The sequence below is a fragment of the Solibacillus sp. FSL W8-0372 genome (assembly GCF_037969735.1).
In the GTDB taxonomy this organism is placed as follows: domain Bacteria; phylum Bacillota; class Bacilli; order Bacillales_A; family Planococcaceae; genus Solibacillus; species Solibacillus faecavium.
The window spans coordinates 181,418-207,500 of the sequence record NZ_CP150204.1; the positions used below are offsets into that span (position 1 = coordinate 181,418).

The 26,083-nt window shown below is 38.4% G+C and carries 28 protein-coding genes and 3 riboswitches (1 of these 31 only partly in view); of the genes, 16 read left to right on the forward strand and 12 right to left on the reverse strand.

Annotated elements, in window-relative coordinates; translation table 11 throughout:
* The first annotated feature begins 299 nt into the window (after positions 1 to 299).
* Entirely contained in the window at positions 300 to 1,859 is a 1,560-nt protein-coding gene (locus MKY13_RS00885) for a histidine kinase N-terminal 7TM domain-containing protein (RefSeq protein ID WP_339214739.1), read from the forward strand.
* 198 nt (positions 1,860 to 2,057) lie between these two features.
* On the forward strand, positions 2,058 to 2,594 hold the full coding sequence (locus tag MKY13_RS00890) for a GNAT family N-acetyltransferase (protein WP_339214740.1): 537 nt from the start codon (positions 2,058 to 2,060) through the stop codon (positions 2,592 to 2,594).
* A 421-nt stretch (positions 2,595 to 3,015) separates the two neighbouring features.
* Here the strand turns inward: MKY13_RS00890 and MKY13_RS00895 are convergent, their stop codons facing one another.
* The 3 genes from MKY13_RS00895 to MKY13_RS00905 form a co-directional block, all read right to left on the reverse strand.
* On the reverse strand, positions 3,016 to 3,570 hold the full coding sequence (locus MKY13_RS00895; RefSeq protein ID WP_191701627.1) for a GNAT family N-acetyltransferase: 555 nt from the start codon (positions 3,568 to 3,570) through the stop codon (positions 3,016 to 3,018).
* A 145-nt stretch (positions 3,571 to 3,715) separates the two neighbouring features.
* On the reverse strand, positions 3,716 to 4,912 hold the full coding sequence (locus MKY13_RS00900) for an MFS transporter (RefSeq protein ID WP_339214742.1): 1,197 nt from the start codon (positions 4,910 to 4,912) through the stop codon (positions 3,716 to 3,718).
* A 63-nt stretch (positions 4,913 to 4,975) separates the two neighbouring features.
* Positions 4,976 to 5,075: riboswitch (purine riboswitch) on the reverse strand.
* A 30-nt stretch (positions 5,076 to 5,105) separates the two neighbouring features.
* Positions 5,106 to 5,783 carry a trimeric intracellular cation channel family protein gene (locus tag MKY13_RS00905; protein ID WP_339214744.1) on the reverse strand — a complete coding sequence of 226 codons (678 nt, stop codon included), beginning with the start codon at positions 5,781 to 5,783 and terminating at the stop codon, positions 5,106 to 5,108.
* A gap of 269 nt (positions 5,784 to 6,052) precedes the next feature.
* Between MKY13_RS00905 and MKY13_RS00910 the strand changes: the two genes are divergently transcribed.
* From MKY13_RS00910 to MKY13_RS00925, 4 genes are all read left to right on the forward strand, one after another.
* Complete coding sequence (locus MKY13_RS00910; protein WP_191701624.1) at positions 6,053 to 6,397, forward strand: DUF2294 domain-containing protein; 345 nt, start codon at positions 6,053 to 6,055, stop codon at positions 6,395 to 6,397.
* Positions 6,398 to 6,483: 86 nt separating this feature from the next.
* Positions 6,484 to 6,530: riboswitch (PreQ1 riboswitch) on the forward strand.
* Positions 6,531 to 6,651: 121 nt separating this feature from the next.
* Entirely contained in the window at positions 6,652 to 7,152 is a 501-nt protein-coding gene (gene queF / locus MKY13_RS00915) for a preQ(1) synthase (protein WP_191701623.1), read from the forward strand.
* Between the two features lie 112 nt (positions 7,153 to 7,264).
* The gene (gene queC, locus MKY13_RS00920; RefSeq protein ID WP_339214747.1) at positions 7,265 to 7,933 is read left to right on the forward strand and encodes a 7-cyano-7-deazaguanine synthase QueC; all 669 of its coding nucleotides are present in this window, start codon (positions 7,265 to 7,267) and stop codon (positions 7,931 to 7,933) included.
* The gene (locus tag MKY13_RS00925; RefSeq protein WP_339216818.1) at positions 7,933 to 8,496 is read left to right on the forward strand and encodes a VUT family protein; all 564 of its coding nucleotides are present in this window, start codon (positions 7,933 to 7,935) and stop codon (positions 8,494 to 8,496) included. The genes queC and MKY13_RS00925 overlap by 1 nt, the downstream gene beginning before the upstream one ends.
* Before the next feature lie 339 nt (positions 8,497 to 8,835).
* Here MKY13_RS00925 and MKY13_RS00930 read toward each other — a convergent pair whose 3' ends face one another.
* Positions 8,836 to 9,285 carry a general stress protein gene (locus MKY13_RS00930; RefSeq protein WP_191701621.1) on the reverse strand — a complete coding sequence of 150 codons (450 nt, stop codon included), beginning with the start codon at positions 9,283 to 9,285 and terminating at the stop codon, positions 8,836 to 8,838.
* Positions 9,286 to 9,326: 41 nt separating this feature from the next.
* Positions 9,327 to 9,773, reverse strand: coding sequence for a general stress protein (locus MKY13_RS00935; RefSeq protein WP_191701620.1), 447 nt, complete (start codon positions 9,771 to 9,773; stop codon positions 9,327 to 9,329).
* A gap of 264 nt (positions 9,774 to 10,037) precedes the next feature.
* A riboswitch (guanidine-I (ykkC/yxkD leader) is annotated at positions 10,038 to 10,135 on the forward strand.
* A 53-nt stretch (positions 10,136 to 10,188) separates the two neighbouring features.
* On the opposite strand from MKY13_RS00935, the gene MKY13_RS00940 reads away from it, so the two are divergent.
* From MKY13_RS00940 to MKY13_RS00950, 3 genes are all read left to right on the forward strand, one after another.
* Positions 10,189 to 10,563, forward strand: a complete 375-nt coding sequence (locus tag MKY13_RS00940; protein ID WP_339214750.1) for a multidrug efflux SMR transporter — start codon at positions 10,189 to 10,191, stop codon at positions 10,561 to 10,563.
* Positions 10,563 to 10,877, forward strand: coding sequence for a multidrug efflux SMR transporter (locus MKY13_RS00945; protein ID WP_191701619.1), 315 nt, complete (start codon positions 10,563 to 10,565; stop codon positions 10,875 to 10,877). Before MKY13_RS00940 ends, MKY13_RS00945 begins: the two co-directional genes overlap by 1 nt.
* Before the next feature lie 143 nt (positions 10,878 to 11,020).
* On the forward strand, positions 11,021 to 11,545 hold the full coding sequence (locus MKY13_RS00950) for a thioredoxin domain-containing protein (RefSeq protein ID WP_339214752.1): 525 nt from the start codon (positions 11,021 to 11,023) through the stop codon (positions 11,543 to 11,545).
* A 67-nt stretch (positions 11,546 to 11,612) separates the two neighbouring features.
* Here MKY13_RS00950 and MKY13_RS00955 read toward each other — a convergent pair whose 3' ends face one another.
* From MKY13_RS00955 to MKY13_RS00970, 4 genes are read right to left on the reverse strand one after another with little or no spacing between them, the layout of a single operon-like run.
* Positions 11,613 to 12,401: an ATP-binding cassette domain-containing protein gene (locus tag MKY13_RS00955; RefSeq protein WP_339214754.1), complete on the reverse strand. Its 789-nt coding sequence runs from the start codon at positions 12,399 to 12,401 to the stop codon at positions 11,613 to 11,615.
* A gap of 14 nt (positions 12,402 to 12,415) precedes the next feature.
* The gene (locus MKY13_RS00960) at positions 12,416 to 13,171 is read right to left on the reverse strand and encodes an ABC transporter permease subunit (RefSeq protein WP_191701616.1); all 756 of its coding nucleotides are present in this window, start codon (positions 13,169 to 13,171) and stop codon (positions 12,416 to 12,418) included.
* Positions 13,172 to 13,231: 60 nt separating this feature from the next.
* Positions 13,232 to 14,209 carry an aliphatic sulfonate ABC transporter substrate-binding protein gene (locus MKY13_RS00965; RefSeq protein WP_339214756.1) on the reverse strand — a complete coding sequence of 326 codons (978 nt, stop codon included), beginning with the start codon at positions 14,207 to 14,209 and terminating at the stop codon, positions 13,232 to 13,234.
* A 16-nt stretch (positions 14,210 to 14,225) separates the two neighbouring features.
* Positions 14,226 to 15,032 carry a VOC family protein gene (locus tag MKY13_RS00970; protein WP_339214758.1) on the reverse strand — a complete coding sequence of 269 codons (807 nt, stop codon included), beginning with the start codon at positions 15,030 to 15,032 and terminating at the stop codon, positions 14,226 to 14,228.
* A 401-nt stretch (positions 15,033 to 15,433) separates the two neighbouring features.
* Here MKY13_RS00970 and MKY13_RS00975 point away from each other — a divergent pair, with 401 nt between their 5' ends.
* The 6 genes from MKY13_RS00975 to MKY13_RS01000 all read left to right on the forward strand — a co-directional run bounded on the left by MKY13_RS00975 (position 15,434) and on the right by MKY13_RS01000 (position 23,031).
* On the forward strand, positions 15,434 to 16,975 hold the full coding sequence (locus tag MKY13_RS00975; RefSeq protein WP_191701613.1) for a hypothetical protein: 1,542 nt from the start codon (positions 15,434 to 15,436) through the stop codon (positions 16,973 to 16,975).
* A gap of 13 nt (positions 16,976 to 16,988) precedes the next feature.
* Positions 16,989 to 18,230: a hypothetical protein gene (locus MKY13_RS00980; protein ID WP_339214761.1), complete on the forward strand. Its 1,242-nt coding sequence runs from the start codon at positions 16,989 to 16,991 to the stop codon at positions 18,228 to 18,230.
* Positions 18,231 to 18,400: 170 nt separating this feature from the next.
* A complete protein-coding gene (gene dacB / locus MKY13_RS00985) occupies positions 18,401 to 19,795 on the forward strand; it encodes a D-alanyl-D-alanine carboxypeptidase/D-alanyl-D-alanine-endopeptidase (protein ID WP_339214762.1) in 1,395 nt (464 codons plus the stop codon).
* Positions 19,796 to 19,862: 67 nt separating this feature from the next.
* Positions 19,863 to 20,987: a DUF418 domain-containing protein gene (locus MKY13_RS00990; RefSeq protein WP_339214764.1), complete on the forward strand. Its 1,125-nt coding sequence runs from the start codon at positions 19,863 to 19,865 to the stop codon at positions 20,985 to 20,987.
* A gap of 351 nt (positions 20,988 to 21,338) precedes the next feature.
* Positions 21,339 to 21,857: a sigma-70 family RNA polymerase sigma factor gene (locus tag MKY13_RS00995; RefSeq protein ID WP_339214765.1), complete on the forward strand. Its 519-nt coding sequence runs from the start codon at positions 21,339 to 21,341 to the stop codon at positions 21,855 to 21,857.
* Positions 21,841 to 23,031, forward strand: a complete 1,191-nt coding sequence (locus MKY13_RS01000; protein WP_339214767.1) for a hypothetical protein — start codon at positions 21,841 to 21,843, stop codon at positions 23,029 to 23,031. The genes MKY13_RS00995 and MKY13_RS01000 overlap by 17 nt, the downstream gene beginning before the upstream one ends.
* Positions 23,032 to 23,140: 109 nt before the next feature.
* Here MKY13_RS01000 and MKY13_RS01005 read toward each other — a convergent pair whose 3' ends face one another.
* The 3 genes from MKY13_RS01005 to MKY13_RS01015 are packed head-to-tail and all read right to left on the reverse strand — an operon-like array spanning position 23,141 to position 25,646.
* Positions 23,141 to 23,989: an ABC transporter permease gene (locus MKY13_RS01005; protein ID WP_339216820.1), complete on the reverse strand. Its 849-nt coding sequence runs from the start codon at positions 23,987 to 23,989 to the stop codon at positions 23,141 to 23,143.
* Positions 23,925 to 24,668 carry an ATP-binding cassette domain-containing protein gene (locus tag MKY13_RS01010; RefSeq protein ID WP_191701607.1) on the reverse strand — a complete coding sequence of 248 codons (744 nt, stop codon included), beginning with the start codon at positions 24,666 to 24,668 and terminating at the stop codon, positions 23,925 to 23,927. Before MKY13_RS01010 ends, MKY13_RS01005 begins: the two co-directional genes overlap by 65 nt.
* A complete protein-coding gene (locus tag MKY13_RS01015; RefSeq protein ID WP_339214769.1) occupies positions 24,669 to 25,646 on the reverse strand; it encodes an ABC transporter substrate-binding protein in 978 nt (325 codons plus the stop codon).
* A gap of 146 nt (positions 25,647 to 25,792) precedes the next feature.
* On the opposite strand from MKY13_RS01015, the gene MKY13_RS01020 reads away from it, so the two are divergent.
* Positions 25,793 to 26,083, forward strand: the 5' portion of a protein-coding gene (locus tag MKY13_RS01020; RefSeq protein WP_339214770.1) for a CoA pyrophosphatase. 324 nt of this gene lie beyond the right edge of the window; 291 of the gene's 615 nt are visible here — the first part of the coding sequence; it begins with the start codon at positions 25,793 to 25,795; the stop codon falls past the right edge of the window.

The window sequence follows — 26,083 nt, forward strand, 5'->3', positions numbered from 1 at the left end:
AATGCCAAAACTAAGTGAAGTCATTAAATGGCTTCGCTTTTTTTGTTTTTGTAATTGAAATAATATCCATTATTTATATAATGAATTGTAAAAGTAATAAAGTTATTGAATAATATTAATATGATTGTGCTTTAAGCTATTCATAGACAAGAGTTGGAGAAATTGTGAAGTCAGACATATTCGTATAAGGAATTAAAAGTGTGAATAAGAAACCTCATAATGAGATTACTAAAATTTTCATAATCACATATATAGATAATCAAGTAATTACAAAATGATAATAAGGAGGAAATCACATTATGAGCTATAACTTTGTACTTTCAGCAATATTAATTCTTTTCAGCTTTTGTTTCATAGTGTTGCTCTACTATTCTTGGCAAAATAGAGACACCCCAATTTCGATTAGTTATGGCTTAGGTGTGTTAGCCGCTTCTTTTTATACATTTGGATATGCTTTTCAACTCGTAAGTACGACAGTGGAACAAATGCTTTTTTGGATACATGTTCAGTATATGGGTATTCCTTTTGGACCGTTTATTTGGATAATTATGATATTACAGTTCACAGGTAATCAGAGGATTTTAACAAAGAGGAACATTGCTTTATTATCAATTGGTCCACTTTCCACATTAGGTACCCACTTTACAAATGATTGGCATCATTTATTTTATAAGAGCATGAATTTAGATTATTCTCAAGGCTTTCCACTTCTCTTTTTAGATAGAGGTCCGCTTTTTTACTTACATATTGGTTACGCTTATAGTTACTATTTAATTGGTATATACCTATTAGTCCGTATGTTTCTTAAGTCAAATAGGGAGAGGAAAAAACAGGTTGCGCTAATGATGATTGGTTCTTCATTTGTATTTGGTTTTCCATTTATCCATTCAATAGGTGTAATAAAAATACCAATCGATATATCTCCTTTTGGACTTGTTTTTTCGGCTGTATTTTATTTATGGGGAATTTACCAATTTAATATGCTTAAATTATCTCCTTTAGCTATGAAAAAAGTTTTTGAATCTATAAATGATGCTGTCATTATTTTCGATATAGATAATACTTTAAAAAGCTATAATAAATCCTCCAATATATTGTTTGAACAGTTACCCGATAAAAAGTTAATTGGTAGCTTTGCATCACAAGTTCTATCTCATTTCCCGCCTCTAGTGAAATTCATTGAACAAAACCCGGAAATAGACAAACTAACAACCCAATCAATGCAATTAGGAGACAAGTTTTATAATGTTCATTTTTCTTTTATCAATGGAAGTAATAATAAGCCAGTTGGCAAGATGTTGATATTACATGACATTACAGAGTCTATAAAGTACGAAGAAAGTTTACTTCAGCAATCCAAACAATTTGAATATTTAGCTCATCACGACGTACTAACAGGTATATATAATCGTACCTATTTCGAGGAAGAGGTAAAACGAAAGTTGGTGCAGTCCGGAAAAAAAGACGGTGCCTTAATGATATGTGATTTAAACTTTTTTAAAGAGATAAATGATAGATACGGTCATCTAACAGGAGATAATGTATTAATTTTTACGGCCAATTGCTGGCATGAAAATTTACCAAAGCCACATATATTAGCACGTTTAGGTGGCGATGAATTTGTCATGTTTTTTGAACAAATCGGGTCGAAGGAAAAGTTTTTAAAACAAGTAGAGAAGGCCCGTGATGCATTCCGAGTTAACTTATATAAGCAGGACGACATTGAAATTGAAATTGTACCGAGTATTGGCATTGCTTTTGTTGAAGAAGAGGGTATTGATTATGAGCATCTATATCACACTTGCGATGTGCATATGTATGAGGATAAAAAATATATAAAAGAACAGACTCAATCATGAAAAGGATCCAAATAAAATAATGAAATCTGGATTTAGACGTAGCTTAATTGTTTCAATCAATTGTTGCTGTATTTCTTTTGTTAACATCGTATCACCGCCTTAATCTTTATTATAAACGTAGACGAAAAAACCGCACTTATACTTAATATGGAAAACCGTGTTCAATAGATTTAAGTCATGTAAATTAGGAGGTTTTTAATGGTAACTATTCGCCGTATTGATCAAAAAAATTATCCAAAGGGAAAACAAGTATCGTACCATTATACATCTGAAAAGTACTATAAAGTTCAAATGGGTGCTCAGTCTAATGGATGGAACATTTCTCTGACGGAAGAAGTATTTGAAATTCCATTTGAAAAAAATCTTGAAGAGGAGATTTTTGATTCACATAAAGAAGGTTCAGAGGTTTATGTATCAGAGCATAATGGTGAAGAAACGGGAATTATAGTAATCCAGCACATGGAGTGGAATAATACATTATTAATTCATGACTTATATATTGATAAACGGTTTAAAAGAAAAGGTATAGGCAGTGCCTTAGTAGCCATTGCCCAAAAACGTGCTCGTGAAATGGGTGTCAGAATGATTGTGTTAGAAACACAAACTTCTAATTATCCAGCCATTCAGTTTTATTTGAAAGAAGGCTTTCAAATGATTGGATTTAATTTAAATTCCTATTCAAATGAGGATGTTAAAAATAACGAAGTGCGTCTTGAAATGGGCTATATTATATAGGCGCCAAGAGAAAGTGCACAATGCAATGCTTGAAATTATGCAGAAATTTACTTGATATAGAAGGGAAATAAGTTGTTCGAAGTGAAGGTGGCGACTCCCAGGGGACAAGCAAAATTTATTTTGCGACGAGTAACCGCAGGAGCAATTATTTATGCGACGAGTAACCGCAGGAGCAGGTGGGAGAGACGTAAGGAACAAAAGCTAAAAACGCCACGTCCTATGGCAACGCTTTTGTGACCAACATCCTGTTGGCCTCGTGCCCCCAGGAAAGCATCCGCCGTAACGGAGAACAACGGCTACGAAGTATACACAATAATAAAGCCGTTCAAATTTTACGGTTAGTAAAATTTGAACGGCGTTTGATTTTGAGGCAGGTTTTGTCCCAGCCCCATATATTTTTATCGGTGGTGTTTCTACTTCATTAAGCCTGTTGATATTCCTCTTTTAATATAGAATAATACACACTGTCCACTAGTGTTCCGCGGATCATATGATTTTTTCTCATTGTACCTTCATGGGTCATACCTAAACGACTCATCAATTTTGAAGATGCTGCATTTCTAGTATCAGATTCCGAAAATACCCGTTCTAAGCCTAGCGTATTGAAAGCTAAATTAAGTATTAAGTTTCCGGCTTCATTCATATAGCCTTTTCCCCAGAAATTTCTGTTCATTGTAAAGCCGAGTTCACCACTTTTGTTCCATTCGTGCACGCGGAACTCGATTGCCCCGATCATTTTATTGCTTTCCTTTAACACGAGTGCATACTTGCCAAGAGGTTCTTTCAAAAAATAATTGTCGATCATTTTCTTCGTTTGAGTCAGCTCTTTATGGGGTTCGAATAGGAATTTAACTGTTTCCTCATCCGCCATATATTCATACATATCTTCGGCATCCTCAAGAGAAATCGGACGTAAAAAGAGACGTTCGCTTTTCAATTCGCTGTGTTCTTCTAGTAATTGATTAATATTTTTCATAGTGTTTTCTCCAATTATTATGTCTTTAATTCGAGAGTGTTTTAGGCTTACTTATCATAACATAATATACATTTATTAACTATATGTTCTCTGACCAAATAAAAATAGCATCATTCGATTATAATCCGAATGATGCTATTTAAAATTAGATATTTGTTTGTTCAACGTTCGAAGCCGTCGTTTTATATTCTCTTCTTACATTCGTCTTTCTTGTTAAAGAGAAGACTGCACATGCTAGGGCTATAAGAACAAGGGCACCACCATACCAGGCAGCATGAGAGATCGTACTTGTTTGATTTAAAACAATACCCCCAAATCCAGAACCCATTGAAATACCGATTTGTAATGCTGAATTGTTAAAGCTTTGCTGAATATCCGAAGTAGCTGGATCTGTTTGAATCAGGTAGCTTTGCTGAGGTGGAGATAGACTCCAACTTAATGCACCCCAAATCATCATTACCGGTATAAATACTATAAGTGAAAAGGTCGTGAATGGTAGTATGAACAGTACGACAGCAAACGAAATGATGACAATAATAATACTTTTAGGAGCACCAATCTTATCTGAAAGTGCGCCTCCAAATGCGCCACCACTCACTGCAGCAATCCCGAATAATAGATAACAAAGGCTGATCCAGCTTGAATTCAAATTAAGCTCCGTTTCCAAAAATGGAGTGAAATATGCATATATTGTATAATGTCCTGCTAACATGAACATCGTTGCAAGATGGGCAGTACCAATTTTTGAACTGGCAACGGCCTTTAATTGTTGTGAAAGTGGAACGGCCATTTCACCAGGAATGCGCTCTAAATAAATAGAAATCAGGATAAAAGAGCCTACCGATAGTAGAGCAATCCCTAGGAAAATAACACGCCAACCGAAATAATCGGAAATTAAAATTCCAAGTGGTACACCTAATACAAGCGAAGAACTAATACCCATATAAATAAGGCCTAGCGCCTTAGCTCGATGCGTTGGTGCAACAACTTTTGCAGCGATTATTAAAGAGAGCACAGTAATCAGTGATGTACTCATGGCACTTAAAACACGGGCAATCATCATAAAGGTATAATCCGTACTGAAATAAGTCATGATATTACTGATGAAAAATATAAACAACGAAATAAGGTATAACTTTTTCCGTTCGACCTTACTCGTTAAAACTAATAGCACTGGACCGGCAATCGCATAAATAAGGGCAAATACCGTAATTAGTTGCCCGGCTGAGCTTATTGAAATATTCAAATCCGTTGCAATAATTGGAAGAATACCGCCAACGATTAATTCAACCAAACCGACAGCAACAGTTGATAATGCGAGTATAATAACTTTGAAATTCATAATCTGTTAAACATCCTTTCTAATGAAAAATTTAGAAAATAAAAAAAATCCTGATTACAAAAAATGAGATTAATCATTTTCTGTAATCAGGATTTTAAGGTTCCTGGTAGAGACCCTCAAGCCGTATCCTTGAGGTTATACAGTACTATATTACTATATTGTTGTGTAATAAAACGAGCACTTGAATAGTTTACTAGCTTTCATTTGATTTATCAAGTTTTAACTTTGAATTCGACTTCACGCTGCTATCAGTAAAGCTATCTTTCCTATTTTCCTCATAATGACAAGGCAGAGGAAGCCGCCACTTATAGTAAATGGCTAACAAACGTACGGCAACTACAATAACAACGATAAGTGTAAGTGCTAGAGGCGAGCTCCAGCCTAGCCAAATAGAGAGGGCACATAGAATCGTTAATATCGCGTGAATTTCTTCCTTCAACGCAAGTGGTTTTCGACCAGCGATCACATCCCGAATTACTCCACCGCCGACACCTGTAAATAGAGCCGCCAAAATCATCACGCCTAAATTATTGGAATAAATTTCACTTGCTAGCATGGCACCTTGAAGGGCAAAGGAAGCCAGCCCAATTGAATCGAAAAACATTCCCCACCTTCTCCAATGATCAATCCATTTTAGTGGAATTAATACGATGATAATTAATGTTATGAACACTGTTAAAATAGTGGATTGCTCCCACAGTTCAGTAGCAGGAATCCCTATAATTACATTGCGGATTAGCCCTCCTCCAAACGCTGTAATAAAACCTAAAGCAAATACACCTATAAATGAAAATCTCGCTTCAAGCGCGACAAATGCTCCCGTTGCTGCGTATGAAATAATCCCGATAAAATGAAGAACAATCCATGACATCTTTATATAACCTCCTTTAAAATACAAAAAACTCCACCACAAGACGTCTTTTAAAAAGACCTTGTAGTGGAGTAATAAATTAGCAATACCTACTAACGAATCAATCCATTTTATAAAAAGCAAATAGTATTCCAACAAAAAATTTTATTGGAATTCCATTTATTTCTTTTATTATACTATTTTGTTTTAAAAGAACAAGATAGAGAGAGAAGAGTTTATTTTTTTAAAAGTTATATTGTATAGTTTGAATAAACTAGGGGGGTGTACAAATGGGGAAGAAGGAGACTGTTTTTAATGAAATCGTACGAAAAGTACGTAAAGAGCTATATGGGAAAGGACCGGATAGAGTTTATACGCATTTCGTGGAGAATATGGCTGTCACGACGATGTACGGCATTTTGACACCTACTGAAAAATTTATTATTCAATCAGAAGAAGGAAAAAAGGTTATTCACAATGCGAGAACCCAAATGATTCAGGAAATTTATAAGCAACAGGTTCCCGAAGGATTGGAGGAGCTCGTCGATTCAAAACTGCTTCATTTATTTTCGGATATAAAAGTGGAAGAGGATATGGCAGTATCGGTTTTTATATTTGAAAAGCCAATAGTGTAGGATAGTAGGTACCATATTTTCAATTATTTCTTTACAATGGACTTTATTTCTAATAGAATGAGGAAAGATTAAAATACCTGAGTTGTTCAGGAGAGGTTCATAGCTGATACCCTCTATAAAAAACTATGGATACATGCATATTATGCCATGTCCATATCGGACGTGGCTTTTTTTATTGCATCCGGTAGTTTTTTATTGATGATACGCTTACCCCTCCTTTGGATACTTTGGTATGAATGAAGGAGGGGTTTTTCATGTCTAGTAGACACGAAAAAGATGGTTTAGAGGATTTAACGTTATTAGGAAATCAAAATGTAAAATATGCTTTTGAGTATGCACCAGAAGTGTTGGAGTCTGTTGATAATATGCATGTTGGCCGCGATTATTTTGTGAAATTCAATTGTCCGGAGTTTACGAGTCTTTGTCCGATTACACAGCAGCCGGACTTTGCGACGATGTATATTTCATATATTCCGGATCAAAAAATCGTGGAGAGTAAATCATTAAAATTATATTTATTTAGTTTCCGTAATCATGGCGATTTCCATGAAGACTGCGTGAATATTATTATGAACGATTTAATCAAGCTGTTAGACCCACGCTACATAGAAGTATGGGGTAAATTTACGCCGCGTGGAGGCATTTCAATTGATCCTTGGTGCAATTACGGTCGTCCGGGCACGAAATATGAGGAAATTGCCAACTACCGTTTAATGAACCATGATTTATATCCAGAAAAAATCGACAACCGTTAAAAATTAAATATACCTTGCAGGTGAAAGAGGTTATTAGCGACCCTCTATAAAAAACTAAGATTAAACAGCACATAATCTTAGTGCTGTTTTTTCGTTTAAAAGGAGCAAAAAGATGAAGGATGAAAAAGCACTCGTCGTATTTAGCGGCGGACAGGATAGTACAACATGTCTGTTTTGGGCATTGAAAAATTTCAAAGCAGTGGAAGTAGTAACATTTGATTACGGACAACGGCATGCATTGGAAATTGAATGCGCTAAAAAGATTGCCGAAGAACAGAATGTACGACACCATATTTTGAATATGGAGTTACTGAATCAGCTCGCACCAAATGCCTTAACACGTGATGATATTGCGGTTGAAGAAGGGGAAGAGGGCGGATTGCCATCAACCTTTGTACCAGGGCGCAATCTATTGTTTTTATCATTTGCTGGTGTATTGGCAAGCCAAATTGGCGCGAAGCATATTGTCACAGGTGTATGCGAAACGGATTTCAGCGGTTATCCGGACTGTCGCGATATCTTTATAAAATCGTTGAATGTGACATTGAATTTATCAATGGATAATTCCTTTGTAATTCATACACCGCTCATGTGGATTGATAAAGCCGAAACATGGGCATTAGCCGACGAGCTTGGCGCATTTGAGTATGTAAGAGAGAAAACACTCACTTGTTATAACGGCATTATCGCAGATGGATGCGGGGATTGCCCGGCATGTAAGCTGCGATTACAAGGGATGGAAACGTATTTACATTCGAAGGAAACAGGAGGGGTATTATGATAAGAATTTTATTTTATTTAGTATCTATTGTGACGGCAAACGTTGTCACAGCCCGTTTTGCCCCGCTTGAATTGGGCATGTTTATCATACCGATGGGTTCATTTTTAATTGGTGCGACATTTATTTTCCGGGATTTAGTGCAAAATAAATTTGGTCGTAAAAAAACATATGGGTTCATCTTACTGGCTTTAGTTTTATCTGCAACTGTATCGTTCTCATTAGGAGATACGTTAATTATTGTAGCTGCATCTGCACTATCCTTTTTAGTTGCTGAAACAGCCGATACAGAAATTTACACACGTTTAAAATTACCGATGGCGTGGCGTGTGTTCTATAGTGGAATTGTTGGAGGATTTTTGGATTCCATCGTGTTCGTTGTTGTGGGGCTAAGTCCTTTAGGAGCAGGTTTTATACCTTGGGCAGCCGTTCCAGCAGCAATTGTGGGGCAAATAATTGTGAAAACAGTAATGCAACTGGTAGGGGCTATGATTTTAAGTCAAGGGCTTGCTTATAACGATCGACGTCTAGCGAAAGCAGCTATAACAACAGTAAGTAAAGGTTAAGATTTTAACAAATGCCATTCATTATGAATAGGGGTGGCGTTTTTTTATAGTGGAATTCGGGTTTAGCTAGCATATGTAAAAAATAAGCGGAGAATTTCCCGTTATTTGCAGGATGCCCTTATTTTAAGGGGTAATAAGGGTGATTTTTCCGCTTATCCATAGAAAAAAATGATTTTTTCTTGTTTTGGAGGGTAATAAGCGGAATTCCTCCCTTTATTTTTCCGGTTTTTAAAGTTTTTTCCCAAATAAGCGGAATTTCTCCGTCTATTTTTTGTCTGAAGAAAAGGCTGGGCGGAAAGTCACTTGACCTCCAACACAGCCTTGTTTCAGTACATTTTTTTATACTAATGGACCTTTTGTATCCTCGTCCACAATGACTAAAATCTTGCCAGCTTTAAATTCCTCATCATAACGCTCTGCTTCCTCTGCGGAAATACCCATTCCTACAAAGGCACCTGCCAATCCGCCAATACTACCGCCAGCAGCTAATCCTGTTAGCCCTGTAGCGATTGGTCCAGCAGCTACGATAGGACCTACTCCTGGAATGGCCAGAGCTCCAAGTCCTAAAAGAATACCACCAATGCCACCTAAAGCCCCGCCAGTAGCTAGACCTGCAGCGGCACCGCCTGCAACATCAGCACCTGTCTCAGTAGAAACGTTATCTATATTAGTTTTGCTTTTACTAATAATTGAAATATCCTCCGAGCGGTAACCTTGTCTTTTTAAATCCTCGATTGCGGCGACTGCCTCTTGTTCTGTATCATAATATCCTACAGTATGCTTTGCCATATCTTTCATCCCCTCGGCTGTATATTTTCAGTAATAATTAATTATAAAATCGGGCCTCGTAAATCTTCGTCTACAATAACTAAAATTTTGCCGGATTCTACATAATCGCTATAACGATTTGCTTCATCTTCTGGAATCCCCATGCCAATAAGAGCTCCAGCTAAACCACCGACACCTGCACCAGCAGCTGCTCCTGTTAAACCGGCTACAATCGGACCTGCTGCCACGATTGGTCCAATTCCTGGTATTGCTAATGCGCCAAGTCCAGCAAGTACGCCGCCAACGCCGCCTACTACTCCGCCGGCAGCTGCTCCTGTAGCAGCTCCTTCTGCAACAGCACCTGTTTCATCTGAAATTGTATCTACATTTGAACTATTTTTACTTACAACTGAAATATCTTCTGAACGATAGCCTTGACGTTTTAAATCTTCAATTTTCATGATTGCCTCTTCTTCAGTATCATAATAACCTACAATATGTTTTGCCATGTTTATCATCCTCTCCTTAGTTTCTTGCACAGTGTAAAAATACCCCTGTGGAAAATTAATAAACATTATGCAATACGTTTTGACAGGCTTTCATGTGGTTAGCGTATAGATAAAATCATTAATGAGTTAGGATTAACCAGCTAATTCAAAGGGTTTTAAGGAGAATGGAAAGTTCAATGTTCAATAATTATTTGTCACTTATGTCATAACCCCCGATACTTGAATGAGCTGCTGAAATGTGAAATAATTACGTTAACTTAATACAAATACGCCTTCTAGGGTTCCGTATGCGCAGGCATAGTCTGGTCCGAGAGAAGGTGCGCGATTTTTTTGCGTCACGGAAGGATAAAAGCCTGGGAGATATGTTGATGAACATTCCTCCTGGCTTTTTTATTTTGAAAAAGCACAGGGTGAAATGAAACCAACACAAGATGTAGAGGAGATGAGGAAAGTGAAATATTGGTTATTGGTTGTCGTCGCTGCGGTATTTGAAGTCGGTTGGGTAATCGGCTTAAAGCATGCCGCAACCCCTTTGGAATGGTTTGGAACAGTGATTGCCATTATTGTGAGCTTCGGAATATTGATTTACGCGAGTGGGGTACTACCAGTCGGAACCGTATACGCGGTATTCGTTGGACTCGGTACATTCGGTACAGTCATCAGCGATATGGTATTATTCGGCAGCCCGGTTGAGCCGTTGAAAATCCTATTTATTTTTACATTATTAGCAGGTGTCATCATGTTAAAGCTTGCTACACCGGATGACAGCGGTACGGGAGGTGAGCAGTAATGGCTTGGATTTATTTAATTTTAGCGGGATTATTTGAAATGGTTTCTGTTGGATTTATGGGCAGGCTACAGCAGCGTAAGGATATCCTTTCGTTTGTGCTGCTTATTGTGGGCTTTTCTGCAAGCTTCTTTTTTCTAAGCCTTGCTATGAAAGTATTGCCAATGGGATTAGCCTATGCAATTTGGACAGGAATAGGTGCAGCAGGGGGTGCAATTTTAGGAATTGTACTATTTAAAGAACCGAAAAATGCCCTGAGAATTACAGCGATCACTTTAATTATCGGGAGTGTCATTGCGTTGAAATTGATTTCTTAATCATACGAAAAACCAATTCTACGGATCTATGTAGAGTTGGTTTTTCTTTTAATCATAGAAAATATTTTACAATTCCTATAGTAATAGTATAGAATAAAATAATAGAAAATTTAAAATAAATAGAAAATAGTGGGGTAATCATTATGTTAGGAATCAAAAACGATTATTTAGTAATTGGTGATGTGAATGCACCTGTTAAAATGGAAGTATTTTTAAATTATGCATGTCCATATTGTGCTACTTTCTATGAATTAGTTGATCATACACTTCCTAAGTATTTTACAGAAGGTAAAGTGGCTTTAGTTGTGAAGCACTATGATAAGCCTCGTGAAATGCTGCTGCCTGGAACGCTTATTAATGCCAATCTAGATTACACCAATCCGGAAAGAACATTGGAAATGATAAGTGAATTATTTAAAAATCAAGCAACATGGGATAAGTATTCGAGTTTTGAAATAAAGAAATATATTGAAGAAAAATATGACTTAAAAGAAGAGCCTGCTAATATCGACCGTAGCTTACTGATTACAGCTGAAGCGATTGAACGTAATGTAAAAATGGTCCCAACGGTCTTTATCAATGAACACGAATATCAATACCCACGTGAGATTTTTGCAGAGGAATTAGTAGAGGTAATCGAGAACGAGCTAAAAAATGCTGTCATTTAAGTAGCTCCGAGCATAATAAGAAAGAAGGGGCTATCCGGAAATATATTCTGGATAAGCCCCTTAACTTTTAATTACTCAATACAGCCTTTAGATTTTTCTCCTGATTGGCCTCTGAAACCTGTAATGGCTCTTCTTCACCGTGCATCAGACGATTTAAAATTTTCTCCTCAAGCTCGATGAGTGCCGGATTTGTTAATTTACGCGGGCGTGGTGCATCCACCTTTTCATCAAAAGCAATATGACCATCTTCTATTAGAATGATTCGATCAGCTAATCGAACCGCTTCACCGACATCATGGGTTACAAGCAATGCCGTGAAGTTATTTTTTTCCCAAATATTTTCGATTAGATTTTGCATTTCAATCCGAGTTAAGGCATCAAGAGCACTTAATGGTTCATCTAGCATCAACAATGATGGTTCATGGATTAAGGCTCTCGCCAATGCAACACGTTGCTTTTGACCACCAGAGAGTGTAGATGGCCACTCATCTTTTAAAGGTAATAATCCAACCTTATTTAAAGCTTCTTCGGCCTTTGCTTTCCAATCTCCTGTCAATCCTAAACCGACATTGTCTATAACTTTCTTCCAAGGAAGTAAACGCGAATCTTGATACATCATTTTCACATTAGCTTCCGATTTCGTAGCAGGGACGCCATCGAATAATAGTTCGCCGGCAGTAATTTCCTCAAGGCTTGCTACAAGGCGCAGTAGGGTACTCTTTCCACTACCACTTTTACCGATAATGGCAGTGAATTCACCTTTATCAAAAGAGATGGAGATATCATGTAAAATTTCTTTAGGTCCGAATGACTTTTTTAAGTTTTTAATATCAATTTGAATTGCTTCCGGTTTCATGCTAAATGACCTCCTTATTTCGTATAGCTTGCATTCCACTTTAATGCGCGGTTTTCACCAAACTGTGCAATCAAATCGGCTAGCTTACCAAGCAATGCATAAATGATAATGCTTAAAATAATGACATCTGTCTGCATGAACTCACGAGCGTTTGTCGCCAAATAGCCTAATCCTTCATTAGTCGGGATTGTTTCAGCGATGATTAAAGTCAGCCACATAACACCTAGCGCATATCGTAAACCGACAAAAATAGATGGCAGAGCGCCTGGCAGCAATACATCTTTGAATAGGCTCCAACCCTTTAAGTTGTACATACGACCCATTTCTACTAAGTTCGGATCCACATTGCGAATACCGTGGAATGTATTTACGTAAATAGGGAAGAGCACCCCTAATGCAACCAAGAAAATTTTTGCATCTTCTCCGATACCAATCCATACGATCACAAGTGGAATAAGCGCCAAGTGAGGGATATTCCGAATCATTTGGATCGTTGTATCTAAATAAATGTAGGATTTTTTTGATAAACCATTTAATACACCTAATACAAAGCCAATGACACCACCGATTAACATCCCCGTTAATGCGCGCCATAAGCTTACGCCAATGTGGGTCATTAAGTCGCCATTTACTAGCAAATTCCAACCCGTTTCAACGATTGTCAGAGGGGATGGGAATAATGATGCTGATATTACTTCCAAACGTACAATGATTTCCCAAACCACGACGAGCACCACAGGAATAACCCATGGACGAAAATCTAGTTTCATACTATTTAACCTCCTATATAAAGTAAGCGAGAGCATGATCGCACTCGCTTACTCAACTTCCTATTTAGTCCAAACTTTGTCTTGGATAGTAACTTCTACTGGAATTAATTTCAGTTCGAAGTATTTATCCGCTTGTTTTTGCTGTGTTTCAATAATTTCGTCTGTAATTTCAGATGCACCGAATGTACGACGGTTAATTTGCTTACTAATAACCTCTTCTTTAATGCCAAGTGCTTCAGACATAATCGCGATTACTTCCTCACGATTTTCGTTCGCCCATTTATCGGACTCATCAATTTTTTCTAAAATGAACTCGACTAGCTCTGGATTATTATCAACAAATGTTTCTGTTGCAAAATAGAATGTACGATTCGGGTAGCCGTCGATATCCCCGTTTACTAATGTGATAGAATCTGTTTCAAGTTCTGCCGATGCAAAGAATGGATCATAAGAAGCTAAAGCATCGATTTGCCCTGTTTCAAATAATGCACGCCCTTGTGCTGCATCCTCTGGATATACCCACTCAACATCATCTACTGTTAAACCGACTGACTCTAGAGCAAGTACTGTAGAATAATGGTGGTTACCACCTTTTAAAGCGCCAACTTTTTTCCCTTTTAAATCTTCAAGCTTTGTAATGCCTGATTTTTTTAATACGACAATCCCAACACCTTCTGGATTTGGATTATCTGCCCCTACATAGTAGAAAGGCTTATTAGAAGCTTGAGCGAAAATACCAGGGCCATCAGCAGCGTGACCGAAATGAATTGCCCCTGCATAAATGCCCTCCATTAATGTATTACCGTGTGTGAACAATTCCCATTTAATCTCTAAATCTTTTTCTTTAGCAGCTTCATCTAAAATACCTGACTCTTTTAAAATGTGTAATGTATTGCCTTTTTGATAGCCGATATTAATTGTCTTTAACTCTTTCCCTTGTGCGTTGCCTGTTGATGCGCCGTCCTTTTCATCGGATGAGCATGCAGTTAACACTGCTAATACTAAAAATAAACCAAATACTGATAATAGCTTTTTCATTATTTATCCTCCATTTTTAAACAAATCGATAAATTGCATTTGTAATTTCTTCTATCTTTTGTGAAGCTCCTTTAAATTGAAGCGCGAAAAGTCTTTCACCACCGGCTTCCAGTATGTCTGCAACTACACCTTCTCCAAGTGGCTCATACAGTACAATATCGCCACCTTGCAATGATAGACGTTGTACTTTTGAATTCCATTCTTCATCGATATAACTTGCGCCTTTTTCAAGCTGCAATAACGTTGACCAAAGTGCTGCAGTCTCTTCAACATTACGGACAGTGAATGCTGCCCCGTCTACTTGAATATCACCTAGTTCATGGGGCGCAATCACTCCGCGTGCTGTTAAATCTTCACGTCGCTCATGATCCTTTTCATCCCACTCAATAAAGAAAGGTAAATGTAAAGATTCATCTGGTTTGCCTGCGAATAATAATTTCCAAGTTACCAATGTGCCATCGGGGCGAGTACGACTGAAATCAGTCGGACCATTTACTTCGAGCCCTTGTGCTTTAAAATGTTCTGCCAGCTCCTGTAAATTATCTGAACGAAGCGCAATACGCTGTGGACCAGATTGTAAATTATTTTCGATGAATGTATCACGTAGGCTGTATTTTACGCTGCCAGCTTCTTTTACAAGCGCTTCATCAAAGATGCCGATTAACTCGACATAATTTAAATCAAAGTAGCTAAGTGTGTTGTAAGTGCCTAAATTTTCATGACGCCCTCCTTGAACAGCGTGTAGGCCTAACTTTTGAAATGCCTCCGCTGCCTTTGTTGGGTCAGGTGTTAAATGAACAAAATGATCGAACTGTAATGCCATATATATCTTCTCCTCTACAATCTAAAGTGGAATTATTTCTAAACGTATTGATTTAGTTGGTTTTAGTTCAAAAATGATGGCTATCTTTCTAACCTAATCATGTAATGAATGGAAATCCACAATCCCTATAAGATTAATACACTTTAACTTAGTAATACTTTAAATATTTTCATATAAAAAGTCAACATAAAATTCAGAAAAATTAAATATTTTGTCGAAATTAGTAGGATTTTCATGACATGTCTCTCAAGAGTTAGATACTTAAATGATTTTGCGAAAAAATATCATACGCTTATGAGAAATGCCGATAAATTATTTGAACACACATTTAGATGTATTAATATGGTCTAACGATAATGACGTATTATGGTAAAATATAGGGTTAAAAGGAGTGTTTTAAATTGGATGGTAAACGATTGGCACAAGGGTTGCTAAATGCGACTGGTGATGATTTACGCCTTGTCTATGCGCTTGTAATGGAAACAAAATTATATGACTTACTGTTAGCAAAGGCGAAGGATGTCATGACGAAAGATTTAAATCACTTTGAGCAAAATTTACAAGAAGAAATAAAGAGATTACATCAATATCCAGATGAGCAATTACAGCTACAACTGTTTTTATACATGCTTGAGCAGCTCGAAATTAAAGGGGCGCATTACAATTTATTGACGGAAATCGAATATGCCTGTACACAAATCGTTGAAAAAGCCCACGCTCTTCAATTAAAGCAAGATAAACAATATAAGCAGTTTGCTGAAAAAAGGGACGAACAGCCATCTGTTTCGCTCGTGTTATATCAAATGCAAAAGATCTTCGAATCATTTGATCAAGGGCGAGCAGATTTAGATGATGAAACAACTGAAAATTTAATACAGCAAATTGAAGCATACATCCAGTCGCTGCCACTGGAAAAGCAGCGGCAAATTAAAGAAAAGCTCAATATTGATGAGCTGACTAATTCAACAATTCAACAGTTGATTGCTACACAAGGGACAGCCGTATTAATGGCGATCATTGTCGAGGTAGCGGGCTTTGCGGCATTTACAACCTTAACTTCTACTATTGCAGCGACAGCAGGTTTGCTCGGTGTAACATTGCCTTTTGGTGCCTATATGTTTGCGACATCAGCGCTTTCTATTTTAACGGGTCCTGTTGGTTTAGCGCTCATTGCTGTTGGTGGGGGAGCTCTAATTAATTATCAAAACAAAAAAGTTCGAAAAGCATTTATTCCGATTGGCATCGTTCAACTATTATTGCCTGCCGTCATTGAAGAAAAGCAACCTGTTCAAGTGGAGCGTTTTATACAAGAATGGCAAAAGCTCTACGACAAGCAACAGAAAATTTTACAGGAAATTGCTACATATGAAATGACCCAACAGCAACAGCAGGCAAAAAAAGACGTATTTAAAGAACAAATGAGGCTGCAAACCGATCAACATGCTAAAAAACAAGCTATGTTAACTAATAAACTGGCCGCTATCGAAAAGTGTAGTGACCTTATTGCGGTGCATGAAAAATCTCCTGCCTATATACAGCTAACGGGTGAGATGGCAAACATCCTGCAAACGATGAACAAAAAGCGAAATGAAATCGAAGCAAATCGTAAGCAAGCAGGTTTGTGGAACACGGTGAAAAATACATTTGCCAATCAAAGCATTACCTCTCAACTAAAAGAGCTTAATGAGAAATACAGGCTAAAAGAACAGCTACGTATAGAAGAAGTGGTCAAAATGAAACCACAGCAACTGAAAGCGCAGTGCATTACTGCAGAAGAGTATCAATTTGAATTGGATCAACTACAAAAAGAAATTCAAATAACACGGACTAGCATTCAACAAACAAAGGACGCTATTTCCACAACGGAACGTCAAATTCAACAGTTAAAGGGTGAATGTAAAAAGCATCAAAAAAAGTGGTACGGCTTGGAACATATAGTGTGAAGGGGCAGACAGGATGATTAAAAATGAACAATTTTGGCATTATTGGCGGGAAGGGCTATTTGAAGAAGCGCTAAACTGCAAGCTGCACGAAGCACCAAAGCGAAAAGGAGCGGCATTATTCAAATCGCCTTCACAAACGATGGTCATTGCTTCGGTAAGTGCAGGCGAATTTTTGTATGACTATATGATGATTGACCCAACTGTGGTCGACGGAATTGACTTTGCTCGAGCAGATGATTTATCGAACCTTTTTTCTCTTTCTCAATTTGCTTCAACGATCGATACAGCGACAGCAACAGGCGATATGGCGCAGCTTCAAGGATATGTAGCGGAACAAATGATGGCTCAGGAATTAGCGGCTGCCGGTCATGATGTTCAATTTCCGGAAACATCAAATCAGGCCGGGTGGGACTTGCTTGTAGATGGTCAACCATTCCAGGTGAAGTGTGCTGCAAATAAACAAGTAGTAGAAGATCATTTGGCTAAATATCCGGAGACGCCGGTAATTGTAAATGCCGAGCTTGGTCCGTATTACGAGCACAATCCGATGGTAATGACCTCCTCAGTTAGCCGTGAACAAGTAATTACCGATACAAAAACGACAATCCATCATTCGGAAGATTTACTCGATTTTGAAATTCCGTGGATTACAGCCGGTGTGAGTGCCTTTTCAAATGCAAAACGTTTACGCCAAAGTGAAATTTTAACTTCCACGTTTGTCCGAAACGTAGCAACAGATACGGTAAGCAGAACCGCTTTAGCAGCAACCGGTAAAGTAGTGCTCGGCTCAGTTGGCGCTGTACTGATGCCTGGCGCAGGTGCAATCGTGTTTCCGGTAGTCGGTGCCTACGTTGGCCTGGCACAAGGCGGAAAATTATCGTCGGTCATTAAAAGGCAGTTCGCGAAGCCGGAAGAGGAACGATTAGTTCAAGCTTTGATTCAGCTAATTGACGAAATGATCAGTATCCTCTATTTAAAAGAAGGGATTAAACAGTCAAAATGGAAAGTACTCGTTCATAAACTACCGTCATCTGTAAGCCAAGCGCTTGGCTTACAGCATAATAACCGAATTCAACTTCTGGAAAACGTTAGCCGTGAACTGATGGCAATTCGAAAAACAGTAAAGAAAAATCCTGTTGAAGCATTCGGTAGGATAATAACAGTACTTGGTAAATCAGGCATCCATGTGTATACGTTAAAAACGGAACTTGAACAAGTGGAAGAAGCTATAAAGGCATATAATAAAAAAATATAGATTTTTTGATGAGTTAAGATCCGCCGCACTTTCACGGGAGACCGTATGAGTGCGGCTTTTCTATAGATTGAATTAAACAGCAAGCCCATCTTTATTTCCTTATACCATCCCTAAAAATTTCTGTTACACTAAATTTACAGTAAATTCTAACAATTTAAAGGGGGAGCTTTATGGAAGAAGTTAGGGAGATAGCTTTAAATGAAAATACTATTGCTACGCTAGATACTATTGTGGAAACTCTTTTAGGAAGTGACAAAGCAACCGTTACATTGAGAGATCGAGCTTCGGGGGAAATATTATATTCTTATCGCGGGGAGCATTTAATGCGTCCGGCTTCCAATATGAAAATCATTACTGGGGCAGCTGCGTTATCGGAGCTAGGATTGGATTTTCGTTTCAAAACAGAACTTTATATGGACGGGCAAATTGAAGATGACACATTGTACGGGGATGTTTACATAAAAGGCTACGGTGACCCTACAATAAATGAAGCAACACTTAAGCTTTTTGCACAAAAGCTGTCCGAACAAGGCATACAAAAGATAACGGGGATGATAATCGGAGACGATACATATTTCGCAGGAGATACGTTGCCGCCGGGTGTTGACGAGGAGGGAGAGACACACTATTACGGAGCACGGATTTCACCAATTACGATGTCACCGAACGATGATTTTGATGCAAGTACGATTATTGTAGAAGTGACTGCGCGTAACATAGGCGAACAGCCGCACTATGTAGTCATTCCCCATTTGAGCGGGATGCAGATTTTTAATGAGGCACTCACAGTAGTAAATGATAGAGAAAATACGCTTGAAATTCGTCGCATTAATAATACAGATCAAATCAAAATTACAGGTAAAATTCCTGAAGGGGAAACTACAAAAGTATGGGTGTCTCTTCAGGATCCGACAATGAATACATTGCAATTTTTTAATGTATTGTGTGAACAGGCAGGCATTAATTTCATTGACCCGTATAAGATCGAAAAAGGCATTATTCCACAGGAAGCGAAACTCATTTATACGCACGAATCTCAAACGCTTGAGGAGATGTTCTCTATTTTTATGAAGCTCAGTAACAATAGTATGGCGGATATTTTTGTGAAGACAATGGGGAAAATTCAGTACGGAGTTGGGGATTACGAGCATGGTCTTCAAGTTGTACAAGCCTACTTGGAAAAGCATGAAAATGATTTTGCAGCATGGCAGTTTGTTGATGGATCAGGGCTTTCGCATGGCATCCGCATTCATTCCAATGGGATTTCACAGCTTTTGTTTAAGCTTCAAAAAGAGCCATACTTCCCACAGTTTTTCGCTTCACTACCAGTTGCAGGAAATACGAATCGTCTCATCGGCGGTACTTTAAAGGAACGTTTTTTGGAGCCGGAATTACAAAATACGATATTCGCCAAAACAGGATATATCCATGAAGTAAACACTTTATCCGGTTATGTAACAGGGAAGAGTGGTCATGATTACATTTTCTCCATTATGCTCGAAGGCCGTGAAGAAGGGATACCGTTTTTGGATAGGGGATTAAAGGCGATGATCGCTTGTCTATAACTATAGCAAGCAAATAATTCTGAAACTTTTTTGTACAACACCCGTAAAACAATGAGGGGGGTGCACAATGAAGAAAAGAATTGAAGCTATTGACGCCTTAAGAGGGTTTTCGCTATTAGGAATACTCATTGCGAATATGTTGTATTTTCAATACGGTGATATAACGCAAAATACAATAGATCCGATAACCTGGTGGGATAAAGGGGCATTTTATTTTACCAAAATATTTGTAGAAGCTTCATTTTATCCGATATTTGGATTTTTGTTTGGCTACGGCATTATTTTATTTATTCGAGCGTTGGCAAATCGGGATTTAAAAACAAGAGGGCCATTATGGAGGCGTGCCATTGGTTTAATGATTTTAGGCGTCTTACATATTAGTCTTATATGGGATGGCGATATTTTATTTACCTATGGAGCAGGCCTTGGCATCATCATGTTATTTATTAAACGTAAAGTAAAAACGATGCTTATATGGGCAACAATCTTGGCCTTACTGATGATGCCGTTATTCTTAGTGAAAACAGATTTCCTGACCCTTGCGGAATCTGAGAAAACTATAGCTGTTTTAGCAAGCGGTACCTATTGGGAAGTTGTACAACAACGTATCGGAATTACAGAGGATATTCCAGCTGTCTTTGGATTATTAGTTTTAACAATTGCCGTTGGATTTATCGCACTTATATCCTTTTTCGTCATTGGCCCATTCGTATTATTAGGAATGGCTGCAGCCAAAACAGACTTCTTTGCGAATATTAGTGGGAAAACATCATTACTAAAACGCTTGGCATTACTCGTTCCAATTGGTTTAGCGTGTAAAGCGTTGTTATATTGGGACCACTTTGCCGGAAAGTTGCTGTATGGCGCAGGGACATATATGCTGGCAATTGGTTATATGGCGCTCTTTACGCTCCTTTATTTAGCCAATCATGAAAGTAAGTTATCTAAAGCATTTGCAAGCGTTGGCCGTTTATCGTTAACGAATTACTTATCGCAGTCGCTCATTTTTACAACGGTTTTCTATGGCTATGGATTAGGCTTCTTCGGGGAGCTGGGCGTCGCAATTGGATTGGTTCTTGCCTTTGCGTTTTATGCAATTCAACTTTTCGCCTCCACTCTCTATGCAAAACGCTTTTCGATAGGACCGGTCGAATGGTTGCTTCGTAAGTTTATTTATTTAGGGAAAGGTTAAAGGAGGATGTTATTAGAAATGCCTTCCGAAATTTTTGCCAATGAATAAGCGGAGGTTTTACCGTTATTTGCGGATTGAACCTGTTTTTACAGAAAATAAAGGGAGATTTTCCGCTTATTCATCAAAAAAATAATCATTACCCTGCTTTTTTAGTATGATAAGCGGAATCTCTCCGCTTATTCTGGCGGTTTTTTGATTAATTTTCATAATAAGGGTAATTCCTCCTTCTATTTTTAAAGAGGGACTGAATCTCCTAAAGAAGTGCCCTCGTAAAAAGGGTACTTTTTTCATTTTAGTGAAACTATTTTTAAATTACACAGGTCTAACGGTTAATCGGGAAAGGAGGCAGCTATGAATTCGCAAACATTTGAAGATATTTTACATACACATGGCGACTTTATATTGCGCCTTTGTTATACATATACAAAAGACTGGCAAATGGCGGAGGATCTGACACAAGACACATTTTTACGATTTTACAGAGCGCAGGAGCAGTTCCGTCATGAAGCGGATGTAAGAACGTATTTATACCGAATCGCTGTCAATCGGTGCAAATCATATTTGACGAGTTGGCGGCATAAGCAAACGCAGCTGATCGAGCTTGGTCAAAAGTTAATTGCCAGAGAGGATGTCGCCTTACAAGTAGAACGAAAGGATGAATCGAAGCGGGTGTATAAAGAAATTGAAAAACTCCCTGTTAAGTATCGGGAAGTGCTCGTATTTTATCATTACTTTGACTGGACGACCGCGCAAATTGCCGATCTCTTCGGCTGTTCCGAAAATACAGTGAAAACAAGACTGAGGCGCGGAAGACAACAGCTTGGACAATTATTAAAGAAAGGCGGTGTACTGGATGAATTCAATTACTAAAGCACTGACAGATGAGTTAGAAGGAAAAAAGTTATCACAACATGCAAAGCAACAAATTTTAAGTAGGAAGCCTCGTAAAAAACGAAACTTCATTCCGCAAATCGCAGCTATTTGCATATGTGCAATGGCATTGTTCTTATTCTTTACGAATACAGAAAAAAAGACACCGCAAACGATAGCTGCTGATGCAATGTTTGGACCTGTAGACGAAGCGATTGTAGATTATTTTAATAATGAAGCACCAAAGTTACAGGTGGAGTTTGGAAAACAGAAAGATCCGTTTCATAATGGGGATGCCTATTTAATGCGACTCGCGCTTGAACAGAATAGCGGCCGGTTTTATAGCGATTCGACGCTGCCCCAAAGCGATCGCTATGTATTAAGCGAGCTGTTGCATTATGTACAGGAGGCAATCTGGCACAATAATGTACAGGTGGAAATCAAGCCGGTCCAATCAATCGACCAGCTTGTAGAGCAGGCGCCGGCACTAATCTCACAGCTAAAGCTGCATGTTGAAATCCCCTATATGAAAGTAACGGATGAAAAGCAGCGGCAATGGAATTATACTTCGTTTGATACGAAAAGATGGGTATCGTATGTAGTCATTTTAGCTTTGTTATTGGCGGCTATCATTTATTTAATAAAATACAAACACTTTATTATCGCAGCCTTTGTCATTTTGTTAGCCTTCGTATCCTTTTCACAACCGTTTTGGCAACCTTTCAAAGATGTGAGCGCCTATGATGAAAAGACATTGGTGGAAGCTGTGGAGCGTGAATTAGAAAAAGTGAATGTAAAAGTGGCTGGACAGCCGGAACTTCAATATGCCGCCTCGATTCATAAAACTAGAACAGCGCTTGTTTCTTTTGAGGATGGCATGACTGTGCTGGCAGAATTCGATTATGATAATGGCCGATATATAAATCAAGGTATGACATGGCATTCAGGTTTTAATTTCAGTAAGGTAGCGATTGTTGAAACGAATCCTATTAATGTAATGGCCTTTAAAGCAGGTCATCATGTAGAAAAAATCCGTATTGAAAATGAACAGAATTATTTGGCGGAGGCTACATTAAAAGAGCAAAAACCTACAATAATTTATTTTAAAACCCCGAAAGATTTAAGCTCCTATTCTAGAGGGTACTATGATGCTAATGGAGAATCGGTTCATTAAGGGGAAGGCAGGTAAGTGGGTCACTTCTATTAGCAAAAAACATCCATTTCTTTCAAAGAGGAGAAATGGATGTTTTCAGTTTTCCTTAGAGGTCTTTTCATCTCATTAATCACTGTTTTTCTAGTACCTTCCGTTCAATCATTTCCACGCCTTTATACATAATAGTAGCCAATACGATAATGATTAAAAGTGCCAAGAATACTAACGTAAAGTTAAACACCTGGAAGCCTGAAATAATCAAATAACCTAGACCGCTGGATGATACTAAAAACTCTCCTACAATAACCCCCACCCAGGATAGGCCGACATTTACCTTTAATGTTGAAATGATCGTCGGAGTAGAGGCAGGCAAAATAACATGACGAAATGTTTCGTATTTAGAAGCGCCAAAAAGCTGCATGACCTTTACATAGTTTTCATTGACTTGCTGAAATGCGGAAAAAATAACAAGGGTCGAAATAATAACCGAAATCAGCACGCCCATTACAAGTACTGCCAGCATATTCGGTCCAAAAATCACGAGAATAATCGGTCCAATCGCTACTTTAGGCATCGCATTCAATACGACAAGATAGGGGTCCATCACATCGGCAAAGGTTTTCGATGACCACAAAGAGATCGCGAGCAATGTTCCGAATAATGTCCCTAGTATAAAGCCGACAACTGTCTCAAACATGGTTATCGCAATATGGGGAAACAATGACCCATCACTTACTTTCGCGATGAACATGCTCCCAACTGCACGAGGACTACTGAAAATTAGCGGATCCAGTATCCGGAAATGTGTAGTAACTTCCCATAATAGAAGAAGACCAATAAGGATAACAAATTGAAAAGCGAATATTTTACGCTTTTCTTGACGTCGCTTCTCATTATATTGCTGCTGTAACTGTTCAATATTCACCTGTATCAAGCTCCTTCCATATTTCCTGGAATAGTACTTGAAAAGCAGGAGCATTCCGTGCATCAAATGGTGGAAGTTCTCGAATTTCCTGCGGGATGATAAAGCTTTTTACAATAGTACCTGGCCGTGTGCTGAAGATAAATACTTTATCGCTCATCGCAATAGCCTCACTAATATCATGGGTTACTAAAATGGTCGTTGTGGAAAACTGCTTTAACGTCTCCGACACAAAGTTTTCCAATGACAGTTTTGATCGGAAATCAAGCGCGGAAAATGGTTCATCCAGAAGAAGCAGTGTCGGTTTGACGGCAAGTGTACGTGCAAGTGCAATACGTTGGCGCATCCCCCCGGATAGTTGTGGCGGATATAGTTTTTTAGTATGGGCTAATTCGAATTGCTCCAAAAGCTCATCCACTATTTCACGGTTTTCCCTTTTTAAAAGTGTTAAACCGAGTGCCACATTCTCTTCAATTGTTTTCCACGGAAATAAAAAATCCTGCTGAAGCATATAGCCAATTTCTACGTCTCGGTCAGCAAACGCAATCTCCCCGGTCGTTGGGGTTAGTAATCCTGCAAGTAAAGAAAGAAGTGTCGATTTCCCGCAACCGCTAGGACCTAAAAAGGAGACAAACTCACCTGCTGCAACTGAAAAGTTTACATTTTCAATGGCTGTTGATACTTGTTGCTCCTTAAAAAAGTGATGAGTCACATTTTTCACTTCTAAAAATGTCATTTACTTCACAACCGCATCAGCAAATGACCGGTTTACTAGGTCCTCATAGGAAGGTTCAAATTCCAATACCCCAGCCTCCGTCATTACATCAAGTAAATTTTGGAATTCCTTTTCATCGATGATTGGATCTTTCGCAAAGGATTCCTGGTCGCGGTAACGTGTTACCACCTGCTCAATAATTTCTGGCTTTGTATCCTCGAAATATGGAGCAATAGCTTTTGCTACTTCCTCGCTCGATGCACTGTACACCCATTTTTGTGCTTTATATAAAGCTGTAGTGAAGCTTTCCACTAACTCTTTCTCTTCGAAAGTGCTTTCCTTTGTCATAAACACTGTGTATGGAATTGCACCAAGTTCTTCACCGAAAGAAGCGACAATCTTTCCAAGACCTTGCTCTTCAAAAATACTTGCAGTTGGCTCAAAAAGCTGTACGTAGTCACCCGTACCGGAAGCGAAGGCATTAGCAATATTAGCAAAATCAATATTTTGTATTAGCGTTAAATCATTTTGTGGATCAATACCCTGCTGCTTCAGAACAAATTCTCCAGCCATTTGAGGCATGCCGCCAACACGTTGACCTAAAAATGTACTTCCATTTAATTTATCCCAGCTAAAGTCAACATCTTTATCACGCGCGACTAAAAACGTACCATCTGTTTGCGTAAGCTGCGCAAAATTGATGACAGCATCATTAGGGTTTTGACCCGCAACATAAATAGATGTTTCTGCCCCGATTAAGGCAACATCAATCCCATCGGATAAAAGGGCTGTCATCGTTTTATCTCCACCTGGAATCGTAGAAAGTTTTATAGACAATCCTTCCTCTTCAAAAAAGCCTTCTTCAATCGCCGCATAAAGAGGGGCGTAAAAAATGGAACGAGTTACTTCACCGACTTTGACCTCCTGTAAATCCTTTTGTCCACATCCTGCCAATAACAATAAAAGCCCCGCAAAAAGGGCCGTTCGTAGCCATTTCATCTGGTCATCCTTTTCTTAAAATAGTGTTGTAGTATCGTATGCAGCAGGAAGGTGAGAGGTGTTACCTACAATTTTACATTTCACCAAGGTGAAACTTTCATGATACGATAAAGGTAATTATTTTTTGTTATAAGGTGGAGAATGCGATGAAAATAAATCATTTGAAGGGACAACTGGCAAAACCACAACCCTTATTTTTAGGGGAGGAAACGGCTTTTCGATCAGCAATACTGATTCCTCTTGTTGAAAAAGAAGGGGAGTGGCATGTGTTATTTGAGGTGCGCGCGCTAACCATGCGAAAACAACCTGGGGATATTAGTTTTCCTGGAGGGAAAATTGATGAGACAGATGCATCTCCTCTTGCTGCTGCGCTTCGTGAAACGCATGAAGAGCTAGGAGTCGATCAACAATCCATTCAAATTTTGGGGCATTTAAGC

Bases quoted from the DNA above. Each gene is read 5' to 3' on its own strand.
- MKY13_RS00930 (WP_191701621.1), bottom strand. From the start codon at position 9,285: ATGGCAAAGCATACTGTAGGATATTATGATACAGAACAAGAGGCAGTC.
- MKY13_RS00910 (WP_191701624.1), top strand. From the start codon at position 6,053: ATGGGGAAGAAGGAGACTGTTTTTAATGAAATCGTACGAAAAGTACGT.
- MKY13_RS00935 (WP_191701620.1), bottom strand. From the start codon at position 9,773: ATGGCAAAACATATTGTAGGTTATTATGATACTGAAGAAGAGGCAATC.
- MKY13_RS00980 (WP_339214761.1), top strand. From the start codon at position 16,989: ATGATTAAAAATGAACAATTTTGGCATTATTGGCGGGAAGGGCTATTT.
- MKY13_RS00970 (WP_339214758.1), bottom strand. From the start codon at position 15,032: ATGGCATTACAGTTCGATCATTTTGTTCATTTAACACCTGACCCAACA.
- MKY13_RS00885 (WP_339214739.1), top strand. From the start codon at position 300: ATGAGCTATAACTTTGTACTTTCAGCAATATTAATTCTTTTCAGCTTT.
- MKY13_RS00905 (WP_339214744.1), bottom strand. From the start codon at position 5,783: ATGTCATGGATTGTTCTTCATTTTATCGGGATTATTTCATACGCAGCA.
- MKY13_RS00900 (WP_339214742.1), bottom strand. From the start codon at position 4,912: ATGAATTTCAAAGTTATTATACTCGCATTATCAACTGTTGCTGTCGGT.
- MKY13_RS00960 (WP_191701616.1), bottom strand. From the start codon at position 13,171: ATGAAACTAGATTTTCGTCCATGGGTTATTCCTGTGGTGCTCGTCGTG.
- MKY13_RS01005 (WP_339216820.1), bottom strand. From the start codon at position 23,989: ATGCTCCTGCTTTTCAAGTACTATTCCAGGAAATATGGAAGGAGCTTG.
- MKY13_RS00890 (WP_339214740.1), top strand. From the start codon at position 2,058: ATGGTAACTATTCGCCGTATTGATCAAAAAAATTATCCAAAGGGAAAA.
- queC (WP_339214747.1), top strand. From the start codon at position 7,265: ATGAAGGATGAAAAAGCACTCGTCGTATTTAGCGGCGGACAGGATAGT.
- MKY13_RS01015 (WP_339214769.1), bottom strand. From the start codon at position 25,646: ATGAAATGGCTACGAACGGCCCTTTTTGCGGGGCTTTTATTGTTATTG.
- MKY13_RS01010 (WP_191701607.1), bottom strand. From the start codon at position 24,668: ATGACATTTTTAGAAGTGAAAAATGTGACTCATCACTTTTTTAAGGAG.
- MKY13_RS01000 (WP_339214767.1), top strand. From the start codon at position 21,841: ATGAATTCAATTACTAAAGCACTGACAGATGAGTTAGAAGGAAAAAAG.
- MKY13_RS00895 (WP_191701627.1), bottom strand. From the start codon at position 3,570: ATGAAAAATATTAATCAATTACTAGAAGAACACAGCGAATTGAAAAGC.
- MKY13_RS00965 (WP_339214756.1), bottom strand. From the start codon at position 14,209: ATGAAAAAGCTATTATCAGTATTTGGTTTATTTTTAGTATTAGCAGTG.
- MKY13_RS00990 (WP_339214764.1), top strand. From the start codon at position 19,863: ATGAAGAAAAGAATTGAAGCTATTGACGCCTTAAGAGGGTTTTCGCTA.
- MKY13_RS00940 (WP_339214750.1), top strand. From the start codon at position 10,189: ATGAAACCAACACAAGATGTAGAGGAGATGAGGAAAGTGAAATATTGG.
- MKY13_RS00950 (WP_339214752.1), top strand. From the start codon at position 11,021: ATGTTAGGAATCAAAAACGATTATTTAGTAATTGGTGATGTGAATGCA.
- MKY13_RS00995 (WP_339214765.1), top strand. From the start codon at position 21,339: ATGAATTCGCAAACATTTGAAGATATTTTACATACACATGGCGACTTT.
- queF (WP_191701623.1), top strand. From the start codon at position 6,652: ATGTCTAGTAGACACGAAAAAGATGGTTTAGAGGATTTAACGTTATTA.
- dacB (WP_339214762.1), top strand. From the start codon at position 18,401: ATGGAAGAAGTTAGGGAGATAGCTTTAAATGAAAATACTATTGCTACG.
- MKY13_RS00955 (WP_339214754.1), bottom strand. From the start codon at position 12,401: ATGAAACCGGAAGCAATTCAAATTGATATTAAAAACTTAAAAAAGTCA.
- MKY13_RS00945 (WP_191701619.1), top strand. From the start codon at position 10,563: ATGGCTTGGATTTATTTAATTTTAGCGGGATTATTTGAAATGGTTTCT.